The following is an 18,447-nucleotide window of genomic DNA, read 5'->3' as shown; positions in this document are numbered from 1 at the left end:
CACGATTTCTACAGTTTGTTATTTGCTATTATCAATAATATGATTAATAAAAGATTCATTTAAGTCTTGTAATTCACTTGCAATCTTTAAGATTTCTTTTTTATAAAACAAGACTTTCTCATAATCATCAATGTTAGTTATAACATATTCTTTTGTAATATGTGCATATTCTTGCTGTAAATTTAATAGATAATATCTTTTATATAACCATTGCCATAATAAATCTAAGCGAACATTATCTTTATTAAATGCTATATCTAAGAATAAGTTGTCTGCTTCTGATAATAATAAAAAAATATCAAAAAAGCTAGTTTTTTCCACAATTGCGGCAATTTCACCTGCCTCTACAGCGTTATCAATAACTTCACTTAAGTACCAATTACGAAATTCTTCAAGTAGTTTATTACTAAAATTTAAATTTAATATAAATTCTTTAATTTCGAATTCTTGTAATATTTGCGGGAATTTTATTAATAAAGCACAAAAAGCATGCTCTAATATTTCAAGCTCTGAATAACCGCTACTCAGAGGAAGCAAGTTTACATTTTTAGCTACAGTCTTTTGCTGTTTTGTAACTAAATTTTGCCATATTTGATCTTTAAAAAATCTATAATAGCTAGCTCTTAAATTACTATCAGATATTTTACTGCAATAATCTTTTAAATTCTTTTCTAAATTAGCCTTATCTTCCGCTGTTTTAAAATTTTTACCAGCATATTCTATTTGCCAAATCATTTCCGATAAGCTTATTCTTGTATCTATAAGCTTTGTAAAAAAATCTACACCATTTTTATTTACTGCATCATCAGGGTCTAGCCCAGTAGGTAGCCTAATAAAAGAAATTTTCTTTTCACTATTAATAAGCGGCAAAGCTAAATTAATTGTCCTAACGCTTGCTTTTATTCCAGCACTATCCCCATCAAGACATAATATAATTTCATCTCCTGCTCGCCATAATTTATGTAAATGATTTTCAGTAACACTAGTGCCAAGGCTTGCTACTACTTCACTAAATCCTGCTTGATGTAGGGAAATAACATCGAAATAACCTTCTACTAAAATCGAGTAATTTTTTTTATAGCTACTACTTATGGCTTTATGCTCACCATAAAGAGTTTCGCTTTTTTGGAATACTACAGTTTCCGGCGAATTCAAATATTTAGGTAGACCTTGCCCAATTACTCTACCCCCAAAGCCTACTATTTTATTGTAAATATTTCTGATAGGAATAGTTATACGATTTGAAAATAAGCTATATATTTCGCCATCTTCTCTTTTTCCTATAAGACCTGCTTTTCCAAGTTGCACATTTGTTATATTTTTATCATGAAAAAATTTCTCAAATTTGTTACCTCTAGGTGCAAAACCGATTGAAAATTCTTTTATTGTCTCATTAGTAATATTTCTTTCATTTAGATAGTTTAATATTTCAGGTGTTAATTGTGATTTAAAAAACTTATTGGCAAGTTCAAGAATATTTAAAATTTCGTCTGATTCTTCATAAAATTCTTTTTGCTTCTGAGTTAATTTTGGTATCTCTACACCATAATCGGTAGCTAGTTTTATAGCAGAATCATTATAAGATAAACCGCTAATATTGGAGGTAAATTTTATAACGTCCCCTGCTGCCTTACAGCCAAAACAATAAAAAAATCTTTTACTATCACTAACTGTAAAAGATGGGGTTTTCTCTTGATGGAAAGGACATAAACCTACATAATTACCGGATTTTCTAGTTAAAACTACCTTTTGACGCACTACATCAGATATGTTAATACGATTTCTTAAAACTTCATAAAATTCTGGTGCAAGCTTCATGTTTTAAATAATATAAGAAAGGATAGCTGTAGAAAAACAATAAGTAAGCGGAATTGATAAATTATCATTAACTTTCAAATCCTTTGAATAAAATTCAATTGCTGTAGTTGCTATAGAACTTATAATAATAATAATAAAACTAGTATTAAATCCTAAGTAAAAATACACTAATATACTTATAAAAATTGCGGATAGTAAGAATGCTGTAGAACCTGCAAACGACTTACCATTATTTAAACTATTCCCTATTTTTGTACCAACAAGGGCAGCTAAACAGTCAGAAATAATTAAAATTAACCAAGAACAAATTGCCAAATTTTTAGGAAAAAGAAGAGCTGTTAAGAAAAAACCAAGCATCATGAAGCTAGAGCCACTTAAGGCAAAAGAGCCGTTACTTTCGTCTGCTCTCATAATTTTTGTAAAAAATTTAGTTACAAACTCACTAATTTTAATGCTACTATGACGTGATATATCTAAATACAAAGTTGCAGCAGTTACTATAAATAACATTAGAGTAATAGAGGTTCTTGAGATAAATATATATATTAAAGGTAGTATTATAGCAGATAAATGAAAAGCTTTACGCTTTTTTTCAAAATCAAAATCTTCAATGTTCATGAGGTTAATAATTTATTTTTAGGTATACGAAAGATAATAAAGATGATATAATATCATACTAAAATTACCAATTTTACACAATAACAATATGATGGCAAAATTTCCTATCACTGACCAAGGCTTTGAAAAATTAGAACATGAGCTTAAGCATTTAAAACATGTAGAGCGTAAAAAAGTTAGCGAAGATATAGCAGAAGCACGAGCACATGGCGATTTATCCGAGAATGCTGAATATGAAGCTGCACGTGAAAAACAAGCATTTGTAGAAGCTCGTATTAAACATTTGGAAGATATAACAGCAAGAGCAGAAATTATAAATGTTGCTAAATTGTCAGGTGATAGCATAAAATTCGGTGCTACTGTCGTGTTAATAGATGACGAAACCGAAGAAGAAGTTATGTATCATATCGTTGGTGAATATGAAGCTGATATAACTAAGAAAAGAGTTTCTATTGCATCTCCTATAGCGAAAGCCTTAATTGGCAAATCAGTAGGTGATATTGTGGAAGTTATGACCCCTGGCGGCGTTAAGTCATATGAAGTTGTAACAATAAAATATGAAGAATTAGTATTTTAATTGTTTCAGATTTTATTATATATGGTGCAATTCATTACTATACCAACACCTATAGACTATCAAGATAGCTTAATGTTAATGGAAGATTATGTTAACAAAGTTATTGATGGTGAAGCACCGGAAGCAGTCTATCTAGTTGAGCATTTAGATGTATATACTGCCGGCACTAATTATAAGCAGGAAGAATTATTAAACCATAATAATATTCCTGTTATTTATACTGGTCGTGGCGGTAAATTTACCTTTCACGGAGCTGGACAGCGTGTTATTTACCCTATCCTTAATTTAGCCTTACCGAATCGTACCAAAGACTTAAAGCTATATGTAAGAATGCTTGAAGAATGGATTATAAATAGTCTAGATATTTTTGGAATAAAAGCATATATTATAAAAAATAAAGTAGGTATTTGGGTAAAAACAAATGATGATATTCCATCGAAAATTGCTGCGATAGGAGTCAGAGTACGGAAATGGGTTACATATCATGGCATAGCCATAAATATTTCAACAGACTTAAGTAAGTTCAACGGAATTATTCCTTGTGGTCTTGAAAATTCTTTAGTAACATCTCTAAATCAACTAGGAGTTTATATTGAAATGACTGAATTTGATAAAATTCTTGAAGTTGAATTTATTAAAATATTCAAATGATACGAAAAATTGCCCTTACAATTTTAACAATATTTGCTATTTGGGCTAGCGGTTTTGTTTATTATTTATATCTGGTAAACTCTTATAAACCAAGTAGTAATACTGCTAATGCAATAATAGTATTCGCTGGCGGAGGACACAAAATTGAAACCGGAATTGCTTTACTAAAAGCTGGATATGCACCTATATTATTTATTACCGGCATTGAAACTTCCGATCAGCTAAAAAATCTACTAAAAGAAAATAACGTTCTAGAACAGCAAGTAATACTTGCTCCAAATCAAATAATGTCGGAAGAAGATTATATTAAGAAAGCCTCAGATTTTATTTTAAAGTATAATATTACTTCTGTGCGTTTAGTAGCTTATAATTACGATATACCCTCTATAGTGAACAACCTTACAACAGCCATCTCATCTTCTAATAATAATATTTATATAGCTCCATATCCTGTTATTGCTAAACAACAAAACTATATGACGTTAATTAAACACTACAATAATTATTTATTAAGTTTATAAATCGCTTATCTACTCTTTATTAGATATATACTTATAATAGAAAATCTTATATGATGCTTTCTTATTAGTTACAAGATAGCATTATGTCTGATAAAACAAACCTTTCGCATAACGTAGTTAATAAAGAGGAATTTGCAGGAGACCCGAAGCCTCACCCCGCAGCATACACTTTAGTACGTGAGGATAAGGGGCTAGGATCGACCCCCAAATTACCTTTGGAAACAAGTTATGTAAAAGGTTTGTTAAAGCATGATAAGTTTTTTCAAAAGGCTTTATCAAATCCAATAGTAGCAAGAGAATTTTTTGAGGAATATTTGCCTACTGAAATAAAAGCTTTATTCTCGCCTACTACTTTAACACTAGAAAATGATAGCTTCATAGACCCAAACCTTAAAGAATCTATTACGGATGTTTTATATTCTGCTAGAATTAATAATAGAGATTGTTATATATATATTTTGTGCGAACATCAAAGTAGCTCGGACCCTCACATGGCATTTCGTTTGTTTAAATATATGTTAAATATTGCTGAGAAACACTTGATTTCACATCCCGATTCTAAAAAGTTTCCTTTTATATATCCGTTAGTATATTCAAATGATCATAAAAAATATACTGCTCCTTTAAATTTGTGGGATTTATTTGAAAATAGCGAATTAGTAAAAGATACTTGGAGCAATAACTACCAACTCATAAGCTTGCGTGATATATCCGATGACAAATTAAAAGAAAATCCTTGGCTTGCTCCATTACAAATTTTGATGAAATATATACACAAACCTAATGTGTTTGATAAATGGCAAGAGATATCTGGTTGTTTAGCAACAATTGCTGCTTCTAGTAGCGGCATTGAGTACATAAAGAGTGCTTTAAGTTACTCTTTGACTAAAATATAGAGCAAACTGATAAAATAGAGTTGGAAAATATGCTTAAAACAAGCTTAAACCCTAAAACAGAAGAGGAAATTATGGGAAGCATAGCACATCACTGGTTACAAGAAGGTATTGAGAAAGGTATAGCACAAGGCAGAAAAACAGAGAAAATTACTCTAGCTAAAAAGATGAAAAAAGAAGGTATTGCTTTAGAAGCGATTATAAAAATAACGAAGTTACCTAAAGAAGAGATTGAAAAGCTAAAATAATTAATTAGATATCAAATGTTATGCCGTGGCTCGACCACGGCGTCCAGTAATTTACATTAAAAAGGCATCTTAAAGCCTGGTGGCAAACTCATACCGCTTAAAGCACCTGACATAGAATTTTGTGAATCTGCATCACATTTCTGTTTTGCATCATTAAAGGCGACTTTAATCAAATCTTCTAACATTTCCTTTTCTTCTTCTTTTAGTAGAGATGCATCTATTGAAACCTTTTCAACTTCACCTTTGCCTGTTGCTATAATTTCTACAAGCCCACCTCCTGCTTTACCAGTATATCTAGTATTTGCCATTTGCTCTTGTGCTTCTTGCATTTTTTTCTGCATTGTTTGAGCTTGTTTTAAAAATTGATTAAAGTTTACCATAATTTTATCCTTTAATTTTTAAGTAGAATATCCATAATTTTTGCATCAGGAAAGTGTTTTTTTATTAAACTAAAACCATCACCTGACTCAATTTTATCTGTTAATTGACTTTTTAGAGTCGTTTGTTGCTGCTCTTTCGATATTATAATTTCGATTTTTTCATTACTAAAAGCAAACAATAAATTTTCTATTTGTTTCTTTATTTTGCTTGTTATCTCAGAACTCACAATTTCTAATTTATTATCATAAAAATTTTTAAGTTCTATACTGTTCAATAAAAAATAATATATTTCTATCTCATTATTTTCATAAAGATACTTAAGAAAATCTACAATTTCAAATTTTTTTTTTATTTCTTCAGTAGATGGCTGTTTTAAATCTCTATTATCACTCGGTGAATCATCCAATGGCAACGAGGCTGAATATATTGATTTTATAATCAACATTTCAGTTTCAATAAGTTGATTATAAGAAATTTTGATTTCCGCTACCCCTTTACTATATATTTGCCATAAAATTGATAAATGCGGGAAGCTAATTTTACTCAAAATATTTTTAATTCTATCATTAAACGACTCGTATAACGGCATGCTATAGCTAGGCAACATCTTCACCTTATTAAGATAAGCTATAAATTCTGATACTGATTCTATAAATATCTCAAGATTAACTGAAGAAGAATAAAGCTTATTTATTAGAGAAATACTATTTGCGATATCTCTATTAACTATATACTCACTAAATTCTAGTATAACATTATTGTCGACAAGCCCAAGCATCTGATTAATTGCTTGTCTTGTAATCATACTATCAGATTTAGCGGATAAACTAGCTGCCTGATCTAGAATAGATACTGCATCCCGAGCCGAACCATCCGATTTATAAGCTATTACTCTTAAAGCTTCTATATCTGTTTTTAGATTTTCTTCTTTAACTATATACTCAAGTAGCTTAAAAATTTCTTCAAAGCTAAGACGTTTTAAATCATATCTTTGACATCTTGAAATAATCGTTGCTGGGATTTTCTGTACTTCGGTTGTTGCAAAAATAAATATCACATGTGGTGGCGGCTCTTCTAAAGTCTTAAGAAGTGCATTAAAAGCACCTTTAGAAAGCATATGCACTTCATCAATAATAAATATTTTATACTTTCCTTGCAGAGGCTTATACTCAGCTGACTCTATAATTCTGCGTATATCATCAACGCTAGTTTTACTTGCCGCATCGATTTCAATTATGTCAGAGTGGTTATGGTTGTTGAAACTAACGCAATTTACACACTGCTCACATGTCTTAATATTATTATCTTCAGTAATTAAAGCAGAGCAGTTTACCGCTTTAGCAATAATACGAGCGGACGTAGTTTTACCAACTCCCCTAATACCTGTTAAAAGATACCCACCAGCTAGGCGATTATTCAGGATAGTGTAACTTAAGACCTTTACAAGTACCTCTTGCCCATGCAGTTCAGCGAAACTACTTGGACGATATTTCCTAGCAAAAGGGATATATTGATTATTTGAATTTATATCGGTCACGATTTAAATTTTAGAAATTATCATCATTGCGAGCGACTGCAAGGAGCGTGGCAATCTCAGGAATTTTATACTCCTGCTTTACGAGATTGCTTCGTCAATTACTTCGTAATTTTCTCGCAATGACGGAAAACTGTTACTAGTAGTGACCCAGCGAATCCTACTCTGGCTGCTTCCTCTCGGACCTGACCAACTAAATAAGCACGATGCCCACTACTAGCATAATTAACATAACCTTTTTAGCTAGAAGAAACAACATATTTTTTTTCTATTTCTGATTTTGTTAACCTTTCGGGTACACCATATATCTCAGGATTTTTTAACTTAAATAAATCTTCATCAAATTTTTGTACCTTGACTATATTATCAAATTTAATGGTTACTACATTAGTATCCTCAAATATTTTAAGCAACTCAATTTGTTTATTAGCCTTGTTTAAAGTAATTTCACTATGTCGTTCTGTTACTTTGTGATAGATATTAATCCTTGAGAACTCTTTTTCATTAACAACTGATTCAACCACAAAATCTTTGTCGAAATTTTCATTATCCTCAAGTAAAAAATTAAATATATTTTCATCCCTAGCAATACGGCTTACTTGCTCCATATCATAATCATACATTGATACAAAATTTTTAGTACCTACTATAATTATAGGGAAAGGAGGGTAATAATTACATCTGAAATTATAGGGTTTGCTGATCAACAATTTTCCTTGAACTATATTACCTTTAGAATCTTCTTGTGTAAAATCTACTGCAATTGATTTCATCGTACGCAGATATGTTTTTAGCTCTAAAATAGCTGCTTTATCATCTGATCCAAATGCCGCAATCGAATTTGTAAAAATACAAACGATAATTAAAAAAAATATCTTTTTCATTTTCATTGTTTTATATTGTAAATTATGTTTAAAATACCTTAGTTATATACTTAAAACAAATAGTATTTATGAAAATTGTTGCCTTAAGAGAAAAAGTAAAGCACGAAACACGAGTTGCTATAACACCTGAAGTAGCTAGCCTTTTGGTTAAAAAAGGCTTTGCTGTTACTGTCGAGAAAGATATAGGAGTTCATGCCGGCTTTCTTGATGAAGAATATATAGCAGTAGGTGCTAAAATATCGGCTGTACCACTCGAAATTATTTCTGATGCTGATATTATATTAAAGGTTCAACCATCCCCTGTTAGCGATAAATATAGTGAACTTGAATTTGCTAAAAAAGGGGCTGTTATTATCGGGCTTCTATCGCCTTATTTGAATCACGAATATATTAAAGCAGCAGCTAAAAAAAATCTAACTAGCTTTGCAATGGAGCTAGTGCCAAGAATTACTAAAGCTCAAAATATGGATGCTCTATCTTCGCAAAGTAATTTAGTAGGATATAGGGCAGTAATTGAAGCGAGCTATCATTATACCAAAGCTTTTCCAATGATGATGACGGCAGCAGGCACTGTTTCACCTTGTAAAACTCTAATACTTGGTATCGGTGTTGCAGGGCTACAAGCAATTGCAACAGCAAAAAGACTTGGTAGCGTCGTTGCAGGATACGATGTAAGATCGGCAACAAAAGAACAGGTAGAGAGTTTAGGGGCTAAATTTGTTTCGCCAGAACTGCAAGAGGATCTACAAGATAAATCAGGCTATGCTGGGGAAAGCTCTGAAAGCTATAAAGCTAAACAAGAGGAATTTTTAGCAAAAATCATTAAAAACTATGATATAGTTATTACTACTGCACAAATTCCTGGAAAAAAAGCACCTTTGCTTGTTACAGACAAAATGCTAAAATCAATGAGACACGGATCGATTATTGTTGATATAGCAACCGCAACGGGCGGAAATGTTGAAGGCTCGGAACTTGATAAAATCATTACTAAACACGGTGTTACTATAATAGGTTTATCAAACCTTGCTGCTAAAATTGCAACTGATAGCTCAAAATTATATTCTAAGAATTTATATAATTTTTTAAATTACGCACTCCAAGACGACAAACTTAATATGGATGATGAGTTAGTGCAGTCTATGTTGGTTACTAAGGATGGCAAAATTGTGAACGAGAAGTATACTCGATGAACTTGAAAAATTGGCTACGTCGTCTTATAAGATCTGTGGTGCTCACGTACTAAAGTGTACGCTCCGCTCCTCGACTTATAGACTCCTTGCTCTTTTCCAAGTTGATCTTCGTATATCTCACCACATACTTAATACATAACACAACCAAAAGAAAAAATATGAATCAATTACCAATAATAGCTAAGCAAGCTAGTGAAATTGCTCAAAATACCCAAGAACTATCAGATAAATTAAAAGATTTAGTGATAGATGGCAGCTCGCAAGTTGCAGCTTCTACTATTGATCCTTTAGTGTTTGCTATAACAGTTTTTGTACTAGCTTCTTTTGTAGGCTATTATGTAGTATGGAAAGTAACTCCAGCATTACATACTCCTCTTATGTCGATCACTAACGCTATTTCAGGTATTATAGTGCTAAGCTCTATGATAGCAGCAAGTAGTAGTGCTTTTGGTTTTTCTGGCTTGCTAGGGATTTTTGCAACACTGCTTGCATCTATCAATATCTTTGGCGGATTCATAGTCACAAAAAGAATGCTAGAGATGTTTAAAAAGAAGTCTTAATTATATTTAGTTATTCAGTAAATATTCAGCAATAAATTTTGCAGGATTTTCCACAGGATCAAGTATTTTTTTAAATTCTTCTCTATTACCCGAAAGGGTATAATTATTTTGCCTTATTTTTCCTATGTAATCTATAATCTCAGTATGACTATAAGCTAAATAAACATATTTTTTTAATTCTTTTGATAATTTATTACTATTAAATTCATTATTCCAGCCATCACTTAAATATATAATAGGCTTGTCAGCTACTACTACTTCTGCAAGTGCAGAAGTACCATCACTTATTATAACATCCGATTTCATTATATCGTTTACCAAAGGTACATAGGTACTATCAGATACGGTAACATTTAGTAAGCTTCTAAATTTTTCAAAAATTTGATCTAATTCTTCTTGAGTTAAAAGGTTTTGATTACTGATTACAAACAACAACGATGGATGTGGTCTTATAATAAAATGTATATTTGGATTTTTTAATGCATAATTATAGAAAAAATAATGATAATTTAAGAAAGTAGAGCCACTTTCAAATAGATCACGATGTTTAAAATTTAAAGTCCATCTCGGTAACCATAATATAGTTTCAGGTCGATCTACTTTAATATTATTATTCATAATATCTCGTATTTCTTTATAAGTGTAATATCCTGAAACAATGACATTGTCTTTTTTAAATCCGTATTTTTCAATATAAATATTTTGTGTACTTTCTGAATCAACAAATACTAAATCTACAAAATTTGGTAATTCTTTATCATTTATAAATTCTTGATGAAAAATATGGGGACCATAAGGTATATATACTATTTTTTTTGCAATCTTTTTGAGAGTTGTATTTACAAAATAAGGATCTAAAATTGAATTACTATAAGCATTATAAGGATTTTGTACAAAAATGTAATCAGGTTTATATGATTCTATACCTAAACATTTGGTATATGGTTCATCTATTCCACAAGGGTATATAACATCCTCTTTGTCAAAATTTTCCATAAATTCTTTATCTATAGGTAAATGATACCAACCGTTATATAAAGGAATAGCTACTACCTTAACGTTATACCCTATTTTTTTCATTTCTTGATATATAGGATAAACACCTTTACCTCCCTGGGTTTATGTAAATTGCGAAATAGCTAAAATACACATTAATAAGTACAGATACACAATATTTTTCATTTTAATTATTACTTACTTGATTATCTCTATCATATAATAACGTCATAGAGTAAGCTAGTACGCTGAAAATGCAAATATATAAAATAGGGAATAGGGTAAAATTATATTTTTTTATTACTAATAGACATATATAATTAGCAGTACCAGACATTAGCATCGAGCCTATAGTATGCCCAAAACTTATGACGCGATAACGCTCTCTAACTGCAAAAGATTTAATAACCACGCTATGAGCAAGAGCATTAAACGGAGCAACTGAAGCAGCTAGCATTAAGCTAGCAAAAAGCCCTAAATTGGTCATTTGATACTCTACCGCTATCGTAAAAATTATACTTGCTATAATGGTAGATATGAGGGCAGTTTTTAATACTATATTAACACGAATACGATCGGCAATAAATCCGGCGATTGGCATAAAAACAGCAAAGCATAATACTACCAATACCGAAAAAGAACTCATTATAACGCCGGTTGCAGGTAGCACAAGCGGTAAATATTGCTTCATGAAAATGATTGCAATTTGATATGTTGCTCCAAAGCCTCCTGCTAAAAATATGAGAGGCAAAATATTCTTCCATTGCTTTCTAATCAAAACATTAAATTTTTGAATAGAATTATTACTACCAGCCTTTTTAAATTCAGGAGTCTCATCGAATTTCTGACGATAATAAAGAGTTACAAGCCCTAATGGTACGCTCAATAAAAATGGAATACGCCAACTCCAATCAGGAAAAATATGTGCATTAAAGAAGTTAGTTACCCCAATTCCCGATAATAATCCAATAACTCCCGTACATCTAGTGATAGCTGAAGCGGTAAATTGGTATTTCGGACCTAAATGTTCAATAACGTAAATTGCAGCACCATCATACTCACCTGCAATAAATATGCCTTGCATAAAACGGCATAAAACAAGGATTATCGTACTCCAAACTCCAAGGGTAGAGTAGTCAGGTAATAACCCTATTATTAAGGTAGGAATTATAATACCGATAATCGTAAAACTAAGAGCTTTTTTTCTGCCATATTTATCACCTATACGTCCAAATATATAAGCTCCAAGAGGCTTTGACAGATATGCAATAGCATATACAGCAAAAACATTTACAAGTTTTGTTAATTGATCCGTAGCAGGGGAAAAGAATTTTTCAGCAATAATTGCAGCAGAAAATCCGTATAGGCTATAGTCGTAATATTCAATGATGGTACCTAAAAATGCACCAAGCACTTTATTAGCAGATTTTTTTTTCTTCATTTTAGAGGTGTAATGTTATTTTCAGTGTCATCCCGTGATTTATTCACGGGTTCTAGTAAAAAAATACGAATATTAAAAGCTCGATTTATCTCGCTTTATGCTGGATCCCGTGGTCAAGCCACGGGATGACAAATGACCGCTTTAGTCGTTACTTAAAATCCTTCAAAGACCTTTATGTAAAGGTGGACTTCATATATCTAAACTTAAATGAGTATTAGACAGGGACGATGTCCTAAAGTTAGTGGTAGTCCTAGGCTAATATTAAGCTCACGAACCAAGCAGCCAAACGTTAATATATCACTTTTCCATTTTGCGTGCAAGGTTTTCTAGATAACCTGCTATAGTGGATAAAGTTTCTGCAAATTTTTCTTCGTCTTGGGAATTTTTTTGAAGACTATTGGTCTCAATCTTATTAGCAAGATGTGTTATTTCGGATTGAGCATTAAGTAGGGCTATAACAAGCAACAAATCAAATGATGCAGCCGGATTTACTGCTTTGATTTCGCTTATTTTTTCATTTAATTTATTTGCTAAAAATAATAATTTTTCCTCTTCACCACTATTACAATATAATTGAAAGTTTTTATTATTTAACGTTATCGTAACAATTGCCATAATTATTTTTGTAATTTTTTTATTTCTTCAAGTTCATTAACATAAATGTTAATTTGATCTAATATTCTTACATAATCATTTCTTAGTTGATTATTTTCATTTTGTAACCTATGGATCTCATATTGATTATTTGCAAGCACATTTAATAGATTATCAAGCCTATACTCTACTTGTTGCATTAAGCTCATTAATATTTCATTATTCATTTTTTAAGCTAACTCTATAAATGGATAAATTATTATAATAATAGATAACATTACAATAGACATAAATATCAACTGTTTTTTGTGTCTATAATTTACTAAGGCTTTATTTTTATTTCTGCTTAATAATTTTTCTTGTTCATTATTTTTTTTAGTTTCTAACTGCTCAGCATTACGATATCTTATGTTAAGGTAATCTAAATATAATTTTAGATAACCTTTTACATATACTTCCCCTGGTAAAACATCTAATTTCCCTTCTTCTAAAGCTATTAAATATTTTTTTCTAATTTTTAAATCTAGAGATACTTGGTTTAAGGTTTTACCCAAATCTAATCTGGTCCGCTTAAGCATTGATGACATAATTATTCAAGTTTTTGTAAAAATATTTCAAATTTTTTATTTACTAAAATTATTACATTTAAGTCTATAACTTCCTGAGATTTAATTTCTTTAATAAAATCAAGAAAATTCTTAACTAAACTTTTATTATTATCAATCCATAAATCTAAATCAATAGTTGTTTGAGATTTATTAATAATTTTTATTAATAATCTACGTTGTTTGTCATATAAGTCATCTTTTAAGGATTGTAAACCCAAACGACGCCAATATGAATCGTTTAATTGTCTATCACAAGTTTTACGTAACCAGTATAAACTAAACATATTACCGATTGTAAAATAAGCTTTTGCCATTTCTTCATCATTACCTGATACTTGTTTCGTTACATGTATTATATCAAATACCGAAATCAAACTATCAAAAGGTAAGAATATCTTTAGCAAATGATTTGTCTATTCCGTTACTTACATAATAGTTTAACTTTTCTTCAAACTTTATTTTTGCTTCTCCGGCTAGTAAATTACCTACTACTTCTCTTAGATTCTGTGCAGGTTTTTTAAACTCTTCTATAGTTTTACTAATATTAATTGGATGTTTTAAATTTTTGATAAACCAAGAAATACCACGACGCATTAATTTTGTTATCTCAGTAAACATATCAATCTTAATGTTATAATCGATATTAGTAGCTAGATTACTTACCTTTTCCCATATATCATCAAGTTCAAAAATTTCACAAATAATAGTATATGATCTTATTATATCGCAAAGAGGAGCACCAGTTTCACGTCTTGTTATGCTAATAAGTGGTCCACCAAGCTGATTAACTATTTTATTTATTACAACAGTTTTAATAATTTCATGCTTAAGAGGATGAGATAAAATTTCCTCCCGAAACTTCTCTTGCATTATTTTAGGAAAATAATTTACAAGATAAGAATCAAAATATTTATCATGAGAAAAGGTTGAGTTACGTAATTCATGAGAAGCCGATCTTTTACTATATGAAAGTAATAAGCAAAGTTCAGGACGAGTTAATACTTCCCCGTTTATGGCTCTTCTGTTTAATTCTTCGGAAGTTGGTAAAAATTCATTCTCACGTACTAATATTTTTTCTTCTTCTAAAATATCAATAAACTGACTGAATATACTGACTGTTAAGGTAGGCGATAATTGCATAATCGTTATTGCTTCGGTTTGCTTATAATTATCCTCTAAAACCAATTCTTCAACTTGCTTTGTCATATCAATTAACAGCTTGTTACGCTCATCTAAAGTAACCTTACCGGAAGCAACAGAATTACTAAAAGCAACTTTAATATTTACTTCATGGTCAGAACAATCAACACCTGCTGAGTTATCAATAAAGTCGGTATTGATACGTCCGCCTTTTTTGGCATACTCAACTCTGCCTCGTTGCGATACACCAACATTTCCGCCTTCCGCAATAACCTTTGCTCTAATTTCTTCACCATTACATCTTAAATTATCATTCGCTTTATCGCCGATCTCTAGATGATTTTCTGTTTTTGCTTTAATATAAGTGCCTATTCCGCCATTCCATAGCAAATCAACTTCAGCTTTTAAAATAGCTTTAATTAGCTCTTCAGGTGATATTTCACTATCATTTACATCAAGTAATTTTTTAATTTCTGGCGATAATTTTACCGATTTACTACTACGCTCAAATATCCCGCCGCCTTTAGAAATCAGCTTACTATCATAATCAGACCAGTTAGAACCTTTTAAATTAAATAGACGTAAACGCTCATTAAAGCTTGTTAAAGGATCAGGTTCAGGATCAATAAATATGTGCTTATGGTTAAAAGCAGCAACTAGCTTAATAGCTTTTGAGCGAAGCATTCCATTACCGAATACGTCACCTGACATATCGCCTATCCCTGTCACAGTGATAGGGTCTTTCTGTACATCTATACCTAAAGTCTTGAAATGATTAGTTACAGAAATCCAAGCACCTTTAGAGGTAATAGCCATTTTCTTATGGTCATAACCAGCAGAACCACCTGAAGCAAAAGCGTCATCAAGCCAATAATTGTATTCTCTGGAAACGCTATTAGCATAATCTGAAAATGAAGCTGTTCCTTTATCAGCAGCAACTACAAGATATGGATCTTCCTTATCGTAAATAATAATATCTTGAGGATGTACTACTTTGCCATCAACTATGTTATCGGTTATATCTAGTAAGCCTCTAAGGAAATTCTTATAACACTCAACGACCTTTTCCATATATTTATCACGACTCAATCCCTCATCAGTAAAGTGAAGATAAAAACCGCCCTTAGAACCAACAGGTACTATAACAGAATTTTTAGTCATTTGTGCTTTCATAAGCCCAAGTACTTCATATCTATAATCTTCTGCTCTATCTGACCATCTAAGTCCTCCACGTGATACAGGACCGCCTCTTAAATGCACTCCTTCAAAACTTCTTGAATAAACAAATATTTCAGCAAATGGGATTGGCTGAGGTAAATGGGGGACTTTAGAGGAATCGAACTTAAATGAAAAATAATGTTTGTTAGGTTGATAGTAATTTGTTCTAGTAACAGCCTCAAGAACACCAAGCATGCTACGAAGTACTTTATCCTCACTACTTACTTCAACTTTTAATAAATAATCATTTAATTGTTTTTTGATATCTTTGAAGTCGTGATCGAGATGTTTAGGATTAAATTTTATATCAAATAGATTTACTAATTTTTTCGTATATTCAGGATGTTTAAGAAGTGTCAATTGCACATAACCCTTGCCATAACTAAAGCCTGTTTGATGTAAATATCTTGTTAGAGCTTTGACTAGTTTAACTTGCTTCCAGTTAAAACCGGCAAGTACTATTAATTTACTTAAATAGTCATTAGCAAGCATGCCAAGAACCATTTTATCTAAGGCTTCTTCAACATTTATTTTTAGCTCATGAACATTGTCTTTTACCGGTACTACAGAAGTTAAAATAAAATTATATATCCAGCTTTCTTTAATCTCACCGACTTCTTTAATTACAAAGCTCTGTTCGTCGATTGCACTAAATCCTAAATTTTCTATTGGTGGCAATATGTTAGAAAGAGCAAGACTAACTCCCGGGCTATATATTTTTAGATAAAATTCTGATTCACCTGTAGCAATCAAATTAAACATGCGTCTTTGATTCCTACTTGCTTCAGTTAAATATTCAATATCTGTTAAAGCTATTTCAGGAGAAAATTTTTGCCTATAATCAGCAGGAAAAATATTATCAAATAATTTAAAATTAATTCCTGCTTGATATTCACCAAATTTTTTAGAAAGTTTCAGATAAAAATCTTCACTCCAACATCTAGAAATACGATCTAAATCTTGCTGAATTTTTTCCGCTTCAAAATTTATTTTATGCTTATCTTGTGCTTCAAGGGTGACAAAAAGATAAGAAAAGCTGCCTACTACTTCAGTGATATAGTTAGATAGGATTTTACTGCCGAATTTCTCAGCTAAATAACAATCTATCATGTTATGTATTTCAGAAGTTAGACGCTCTCTAGGTAAGAAAATTATAATATTTAGAAAAGAACTCGACCAATCATATTGAATGAATAATTTAAGCTTCTTACTCATCATACTAGAAAGCATATGCAAACACATGCAATATAAATCACCTTGATCAATTTGAATTAAAGCCTCACGAGGTAAGGACTCCATCAAAATTTTTAACTTATCAGCATTATAACCAGATAATGCAAAACCAGCTTTCCCTATTACGAAGTTAAATTTCTGCCTAAGAATTGGGATATTACTTATTGAATGGTAATACATATTTGAGTTATATATACCAAAAATTATACTTCCTGAAATACATTCACCAGAAGAGTCAAATTTCTTTACTAAAATATAATCAATTAAATTATCTGTATGAATAAGCGAGGCACTATTTATTTTACCAAGTATTATTAGCTGGTTTTGATATAATGGGCTAGCAGAACATTTTACAATATCTTCAATTTCATCTTTTACTTCTTGCCATATTTTTGTTGTCCCAATCTTGTTACTTAATTTTGTAGAATTTACTTCAAAATCAATAATACCTAATAAAATTAAATTATCATTTTGTAACCAACTTAAAAATTCTTTAGCCTCTATGGAATTCAGTTTCTCATTATCGATTATATTTTTAGATAAATCTTGGAGCTTTGCCTGCATATTTGGCAAGGCATTATGGCTTTCCTCAAGCTCATCTAGCCTATCATTTATAGTTTTTATTAGTAAATTAGCTGCACTATCATCAAAATTTCCGAGGATTGTTAAATGTAATATAGATTCTGATTTTTCTTCTGCAGCTGAATTTTCTAATATTTTTTCTAGGTTGCCTTTACTATCACGAGTACATTTTATTACCGGATGCAGCAAAAATTTAGTTTGCAGTGCTTTATTCTTAAGAAGACATACGATAAAATCAACAATATGAGGTTTATTATCAAGCAATATTAACACATTTATTGCTGGATCGTTTTCAATAACAGTATTTGTTATTGATATTTTTCTCTCGCCTTTTTCTCTATACTTAAAAAAGTTAAAAGCTTCATCGGCAAAATCAAAAAATAGTTTTTGTTTATTCTCAAAATCATAATCAATAGGAATATAACTCAAAAATTTTTCAATAAATTCGACATATAAAGAATTTGACTCCTGTTTTTTGCTAAGTTCTAAAATTTTAGCTTTATGGTTTGGTATTTGACAGTTTAACCGACCGGAATCTAAAAGAGGTGTTTTTGGCGTCATGATTTTCTCAAGTAAATATAGCTTATTTAATTTGTTATTATATTATATATTATTTAATAAACAATACTCTTCTGCTTTAAAGCTTTGTAGAAGAGTTATTAGTATATTCGATGTCACCCCGTGGCGGCTTTGTTTGCGTGGATCATTTCCTCCTGTCATACCGTGGACAAGCCACGGTATGACACCCAGGGTGCTT

17 protein-coding genes, 1 other RNA gene and 1 pseudogene are annotated in these 18,447 nt (G+C 30.9%); 7 read left to right on the top strand and 12 right to left on the bottom strand.

Features of this window, described 5'->3' with window-relative positions; translation table 11 throughout:
* Nucleotides 1-18: 18 nt before the first annotated feature.
* The gene (dnaG, locus tag RBE_RS00290; protein WP_011476751.1) at nucleotides 19-1,818 is read right to left on the bottom strand and encodes a DNA primase; all 1,800 of its coding nucleotides are present in this window, start codon (nucleotides 1,816-1,818) and stop codon (nucleotides 19-21) included.
* A gap of 3 nt (nucleotides 1,819-1,821) precedes the next feature.
* Nucleotides 1,822-2,436, bottom strand: a complete 615-nt coding sequence (locus RBE_RS00285) for a diacylglycerol/polyprenol kinase family protein (protein ID WP_011476750.1) — start codon at nucleotides 2,434-2,436, stop codon at nucleotides 1,822-1,824.
* An 88-nt stretch (nucleotides 2,437-2,524) separates the two neighbouring features.
* Here RBE_RS00285 and greA point away from each other — a divergent pair, with 88 nt between their 5' ends.
* The 5 genes from greA to RBE_RS08995 all read left to right on the top strand — a co-directional run bounded on the left by greA (nucleotide 2,525) and on the right by RBE_RS08995 (nucleotide 5,326).
* Nucleotides 2,525-3,013 (top strand): transcription elongation factor GreA, encoded by a 489-nt coding sequence (gene greA / locus RBE_RS00280; RefSeq protein WP_011476749.1) that lies wholly within the window; start codon nucleotides 2,525-2,527, stop codon nucleotides 3,011-3,013.
* Between the two features lie 21 nt (nucleotides 3,014-3,034).
* Entirely contained in the window at nucleotides 3,035-3,664 is a 630-nt protein-coding gene (lipB, locus tag RBE_RS00275; RefSeq protein ID WP_011476748.1) for a lipoyl(octanoyl) transferase LipB, read from the top strand.
* Entirely contained in the window at nucleotides 3,661-4,185 is a 525-nt protein-coding gene (locus tag RBE_RS00270) for a YdcF family protein (RefSeq protein ID WP_011476747.1), read from the top strand. Before lipB ends, RBE_RS00270 begins: the two co-directional genes overlap by 4 nt.
* Nucleotides 4,186-4,268: 83 nt before the next feature.
* Complete coding sequence (locus RBE_RS00265; protein ID WP_011476746.1) at nucleotides 4,269-5,081, top strand: Rpn family recombination-promoting nuclease/putative transposase; 813 nt, start codon at nucleotides 4,269-4,271, stop codon at nucleotides 5,079-5,081.
* 29 nt (nucleotides 5,082-5,110) lie between these two features.
* Nucleotides 5,111-5,326: a hypothetical protein gene (locus tag RBE_RS08995; RefSeq protein WP_045799849.1), complete on the top strand. Its 216-nt coding sequence runs from the start codon at nucleotides 5,111-5,113 to the stop codon at nucleotides 5,324-5,326.
* A 56-nt stretch (nucleotides 5,327-5,382) separates the two neighbouring features.
* Here the strand turns inward: RBE_RS08995 and RBE_RS00255 are convergent, their stop codons facing one another.
* From RBE_RS00255 to RBE_RS00245, 4 genes are all read right to left on the bottom strand, one after another.
* The gene (locus RBE_RS00255) at nucleotides 5,383-5,706 is read right to left on the bottom strand and encodes a YbaB/EbfC family nucleoid-associated protein (RefSeq protein WP_011476744.1); all 324 of its coding nucleotides are present in this window, start codon (nucleotides 5,704-5,706) and stop codon (nucleotides 5,383-5,385) included.
* Nucleotides 5,707-5,717: 11 nt separating this feature from the next.
* Complete coding sequence (dnaX, locus tag RBE_RS00250) at nucleotides 5,718-7,244, bottom strand: DNA polymerase III subunit gamma/tau (protein ID WP_011476743.1); 1,527 nt, start codon at nucleotides 7,242-7,244, stop codon at nucleotides 5,718-5,720.
* Nucleotides 7,245-7,372: 128 nt separating this feature from the next.
* Nucleotides 7,373-7,466, bottom strand: an RNA gene (gene ffs / locus RBE_RS07625) — signal recognition particle sRNA small type.
* Nucleotides 7,467-7,480: 14 nt separating this feature from the next.
* Nucleotides 7,481-8,125, bottom strand: a complete 645-nt coding sequence (locus tag RBE_RS00245) for an outer-membrane lipoprotein carrier protein LolA (RefSeq protein ID WP_011476742.1) — start codon at nucleotides 8,123-8,125, stop codon at nucleotides 7,481-7,483.
* 68 nt (nucleotides 8,126-8,193) lie between these two features.
* Between RBE_RS00245 and RBE_RS00240 the strand changes: the two genes are divergently transcribed.
* Both RBE_RS00240 and RBE_RS00235 read left to right on the top strand, forming a co-directional pair.
* Nucleotides 8,194-9,318: an NAD(P) transhydrogenase subunit alpha gene (locus RBE_RS00240; RefSeq protein ID WP_011476741.1), complete on the top strand. Its 1,125-nt coding sequence runs from the start codon at nucleotides 8,194-8,196 to the stop codon at nucleotides 9,316-9,318.
* A 158-nt stretch (nucleotides 9,319-9,476) separates the two neighbouring features.
* On the top strand, nucleotides 9,477-9,878 hold the full coding sequence (locus RBE_RS00235; protein WP_011476740.1) for an NAD(P) transhydrogenase subunit alpha: 402 nt from the start codon (nucleotides 9,477-9,479) through the stop codon (nucleotides 9,876-9,878).
* A 6-nt stretch (nucleotides 9,879-9,884) separates the two neighbouring features.
* On the opposite strand, the gene RBE_RS00230 is transcribed toward RBE_RS00235, so the two are convergent.
* The 6 genes and pseudogenes from RBE_RS00230 to RBE_RS00205 all read right to left on the bottom strand — a co-directional run bounded on the left by RBE_RS00230 (nucleotide 9,885) and on the right by RBE_RS00205 (nucleotide 18,251).
* A complete protein-coding gene (locus tag RBE_RS00230; protein ID WP_011476739.1) occupies nucleotides 9,885-10,958 on the bottom strand; it encodes a hypothetical protein in 1,074 nt (357 codons plus the stop codon).
* A gap of 103 nt (nucleotides 10,959-11,061) precedes the next feature.
* Nucleotides 11,062-12,315: an MFS transporter gene (locus RBE_RS00225; protein WP_011476738.1), complete on the bottom strand. Its 1,254-nt coding sequence runs from the start codon at nucleotides 12,313-12,315 to the stop codon at nucleotides 11,062-11,064.
* 297 nt (nucleotides 12,316-12,612) lie between these two features.
* Nucleotides 12,613-12,930, bottom strand: coding sequence for a cell division protein ZapA (locus tag RBE_RS00220; RefSeq protein WP_011476737.1), 318 nt, complete (start codon nucleotides 12,928-12,930; stop codon nucleotides 12,613-12,615).
* Between the two features lie 2 nt (nucleotides 12,931-12,932).
* Nucleotides 12,933-13,136, bottom strand: coding sequence for a hypothetical protein (locus RBE_RS00215; protein WP_012151542.1), 204 nt, complete (start codon nucleotides 13,134-13,136; stop codon nucleotides 12,933-12,935).
* Nucleotides 13,137-13,139: 3 nt separating this feature from the next.
* A complete protein-coding gene (locus tag RBE_RS00210; RefSeq protein WP_011476736.1) occupies nucleotides 13,140-13,496 on the bottom strand; it encodes a helix-turn-helix domain-containing protein in 357 nt (118 codons plus the stop codon).
* Between the two features lie 2 nt (nucleotides 13,497-13,498).
* Nucleotides 13,499-18,251 (bottom strand): annotated as a pseudogene (locus RBE_RS00205) (NAD-glutamate dehydrogenase).
* Nucleotides 18,252-18,447: the final 196 nt, after the last annotated feature.

The organism is Rickettsia bellii RML369-C (genome assembly GCF_000012385.1).
Taxonomy (GTDB): domain Bacteria; phylum Pseudomonadota; class Alphaproteobacteria; order Rickettsiales; family Rickettsiaceae; genus Rickettsia; species Rickettsia bellii.
Note: the sequence above shows the minus strand (reverse complement) of the source record. Positions and strands in the feature narration are given on the sequence as shown.

What these genes read in the sequence shown, in the direction of transcription:
- RBE_RS00285 (WP_011476750.1), bottom strand. Translation starts at nt 2,436, where the DNA reads ATGAACATTGAAGATTTTGATTTTGAAAAAAAGCGTAAAGCTTTTCAT.
- RBE_RS00210 (WP_011476736.1), bottom strand. Translation starts at nt 13,496, where the DNA reads ATGTCATCAATGCTTAAGCGGACCAGATTAGATTTGGGTAAAACCTTA.
- RBE_RS00255 (WP_011476744.1), bottom strand. Translation starts at nt 5,706, where the DNA reads ATGGTAAACTTTAATCAATTTTTAAAACAAGCTCAAACAATGCAGAAA.
- greA (WP_011476749.1), top strand. Translation starts at nt 2,525, where the DNA reads ATGATGGCAAAATTTCCTATCACTGACCAAGGCTTTGAAAAATTAGAA.
- RBE_RS08995 (WP_045799849.1), top strand. Translation starts at nt 5,111, where the DNA reads ATGCTTAAAACAAGCTTAAACCCTAAAACAGAAGAGGAAATTATGGGA.
- RBE_RS00220 (WP_011476737.1), bottom strand. Translation starts at nt 12,930, where the DNA reads ATGGCAATTGTTACGATAACGTTAAATAATAAAAACTTTCAATTATAT.
- RBE_RS00240 (WP_011476741.1), top strand. Translation starts at nt 8,194, where the DNA reads ATGAAAATTGTTGCCTTAAGAGAAAAAGTAAAGCACGAAACACGAGTT.
- RBE_RS00245 (WP_011476742.1), bottom strand. Translation starts at nt 8,125, where the DNA reads ATGAAAAAGATATTTTTTTTAATTATCGTTTGTATTTTTACAAATTCG.
- RBE_RS00230 (WP_011476739.1), bottom strand. Translation starts at nt 10,958, where the DNA reads ATGAAAAAAATAGGGTATAACGTTAAGGTAGTAGCTATTCCTTTATAT.
- lipB (WP_011476748.1), top strand. Translation starts at nt 3,035, where the DNA reads ATGGTGCAATTCATTACTATACCAACACCTATAGACTATCAAGATAGC.
- RBE_RS00215 (WP_012151542.1), bottom strand. Translation starts at nt 13,136, where the DNA reads ATGAATAATGAAATATTAATGAGCTTAATGCAACAAGTAGAGTATAGG.
- RBE_RS00265 (WP_011476746.1), top strand. Translation starts at nt 4,269, where the DNA reads ATGTCTGATAAAACAAACCTTTCGCATAACGTAGTTAATAAAGAGGAA.
- RBE_RS00225 (WP_011476738.1), bottom strand. Translation starts at nt 12,315, where the DNA reads ATGAAGAAAAAAAAATCTGCTAATAAAGTGCTTGGTGCATTTTTAGGT.
- dnaG (WP_011476751.1), bottom strand. Translation starts at nt 1,818, where the DNA reads ATGAAGCTTGCACCAGAATTTTATGAAGTTTTAAGAAATCGTATTAAC.
- RBE_RS00235 (WP_011476740.1), top strand. Translation starts at nt 9,477, where the DNA reads ATGAATCAATTACCAATAATAGCTAAGCAAGCTAGTGAAATTGCTCAA.
- RBE_RS00270 (WP_011476747.1), top strand. Translation starts at nt 3,661, where the DNA reads ATGATACGAAAAATTGCCCTTACAATTTTAACAATATTTGCTATTTGG.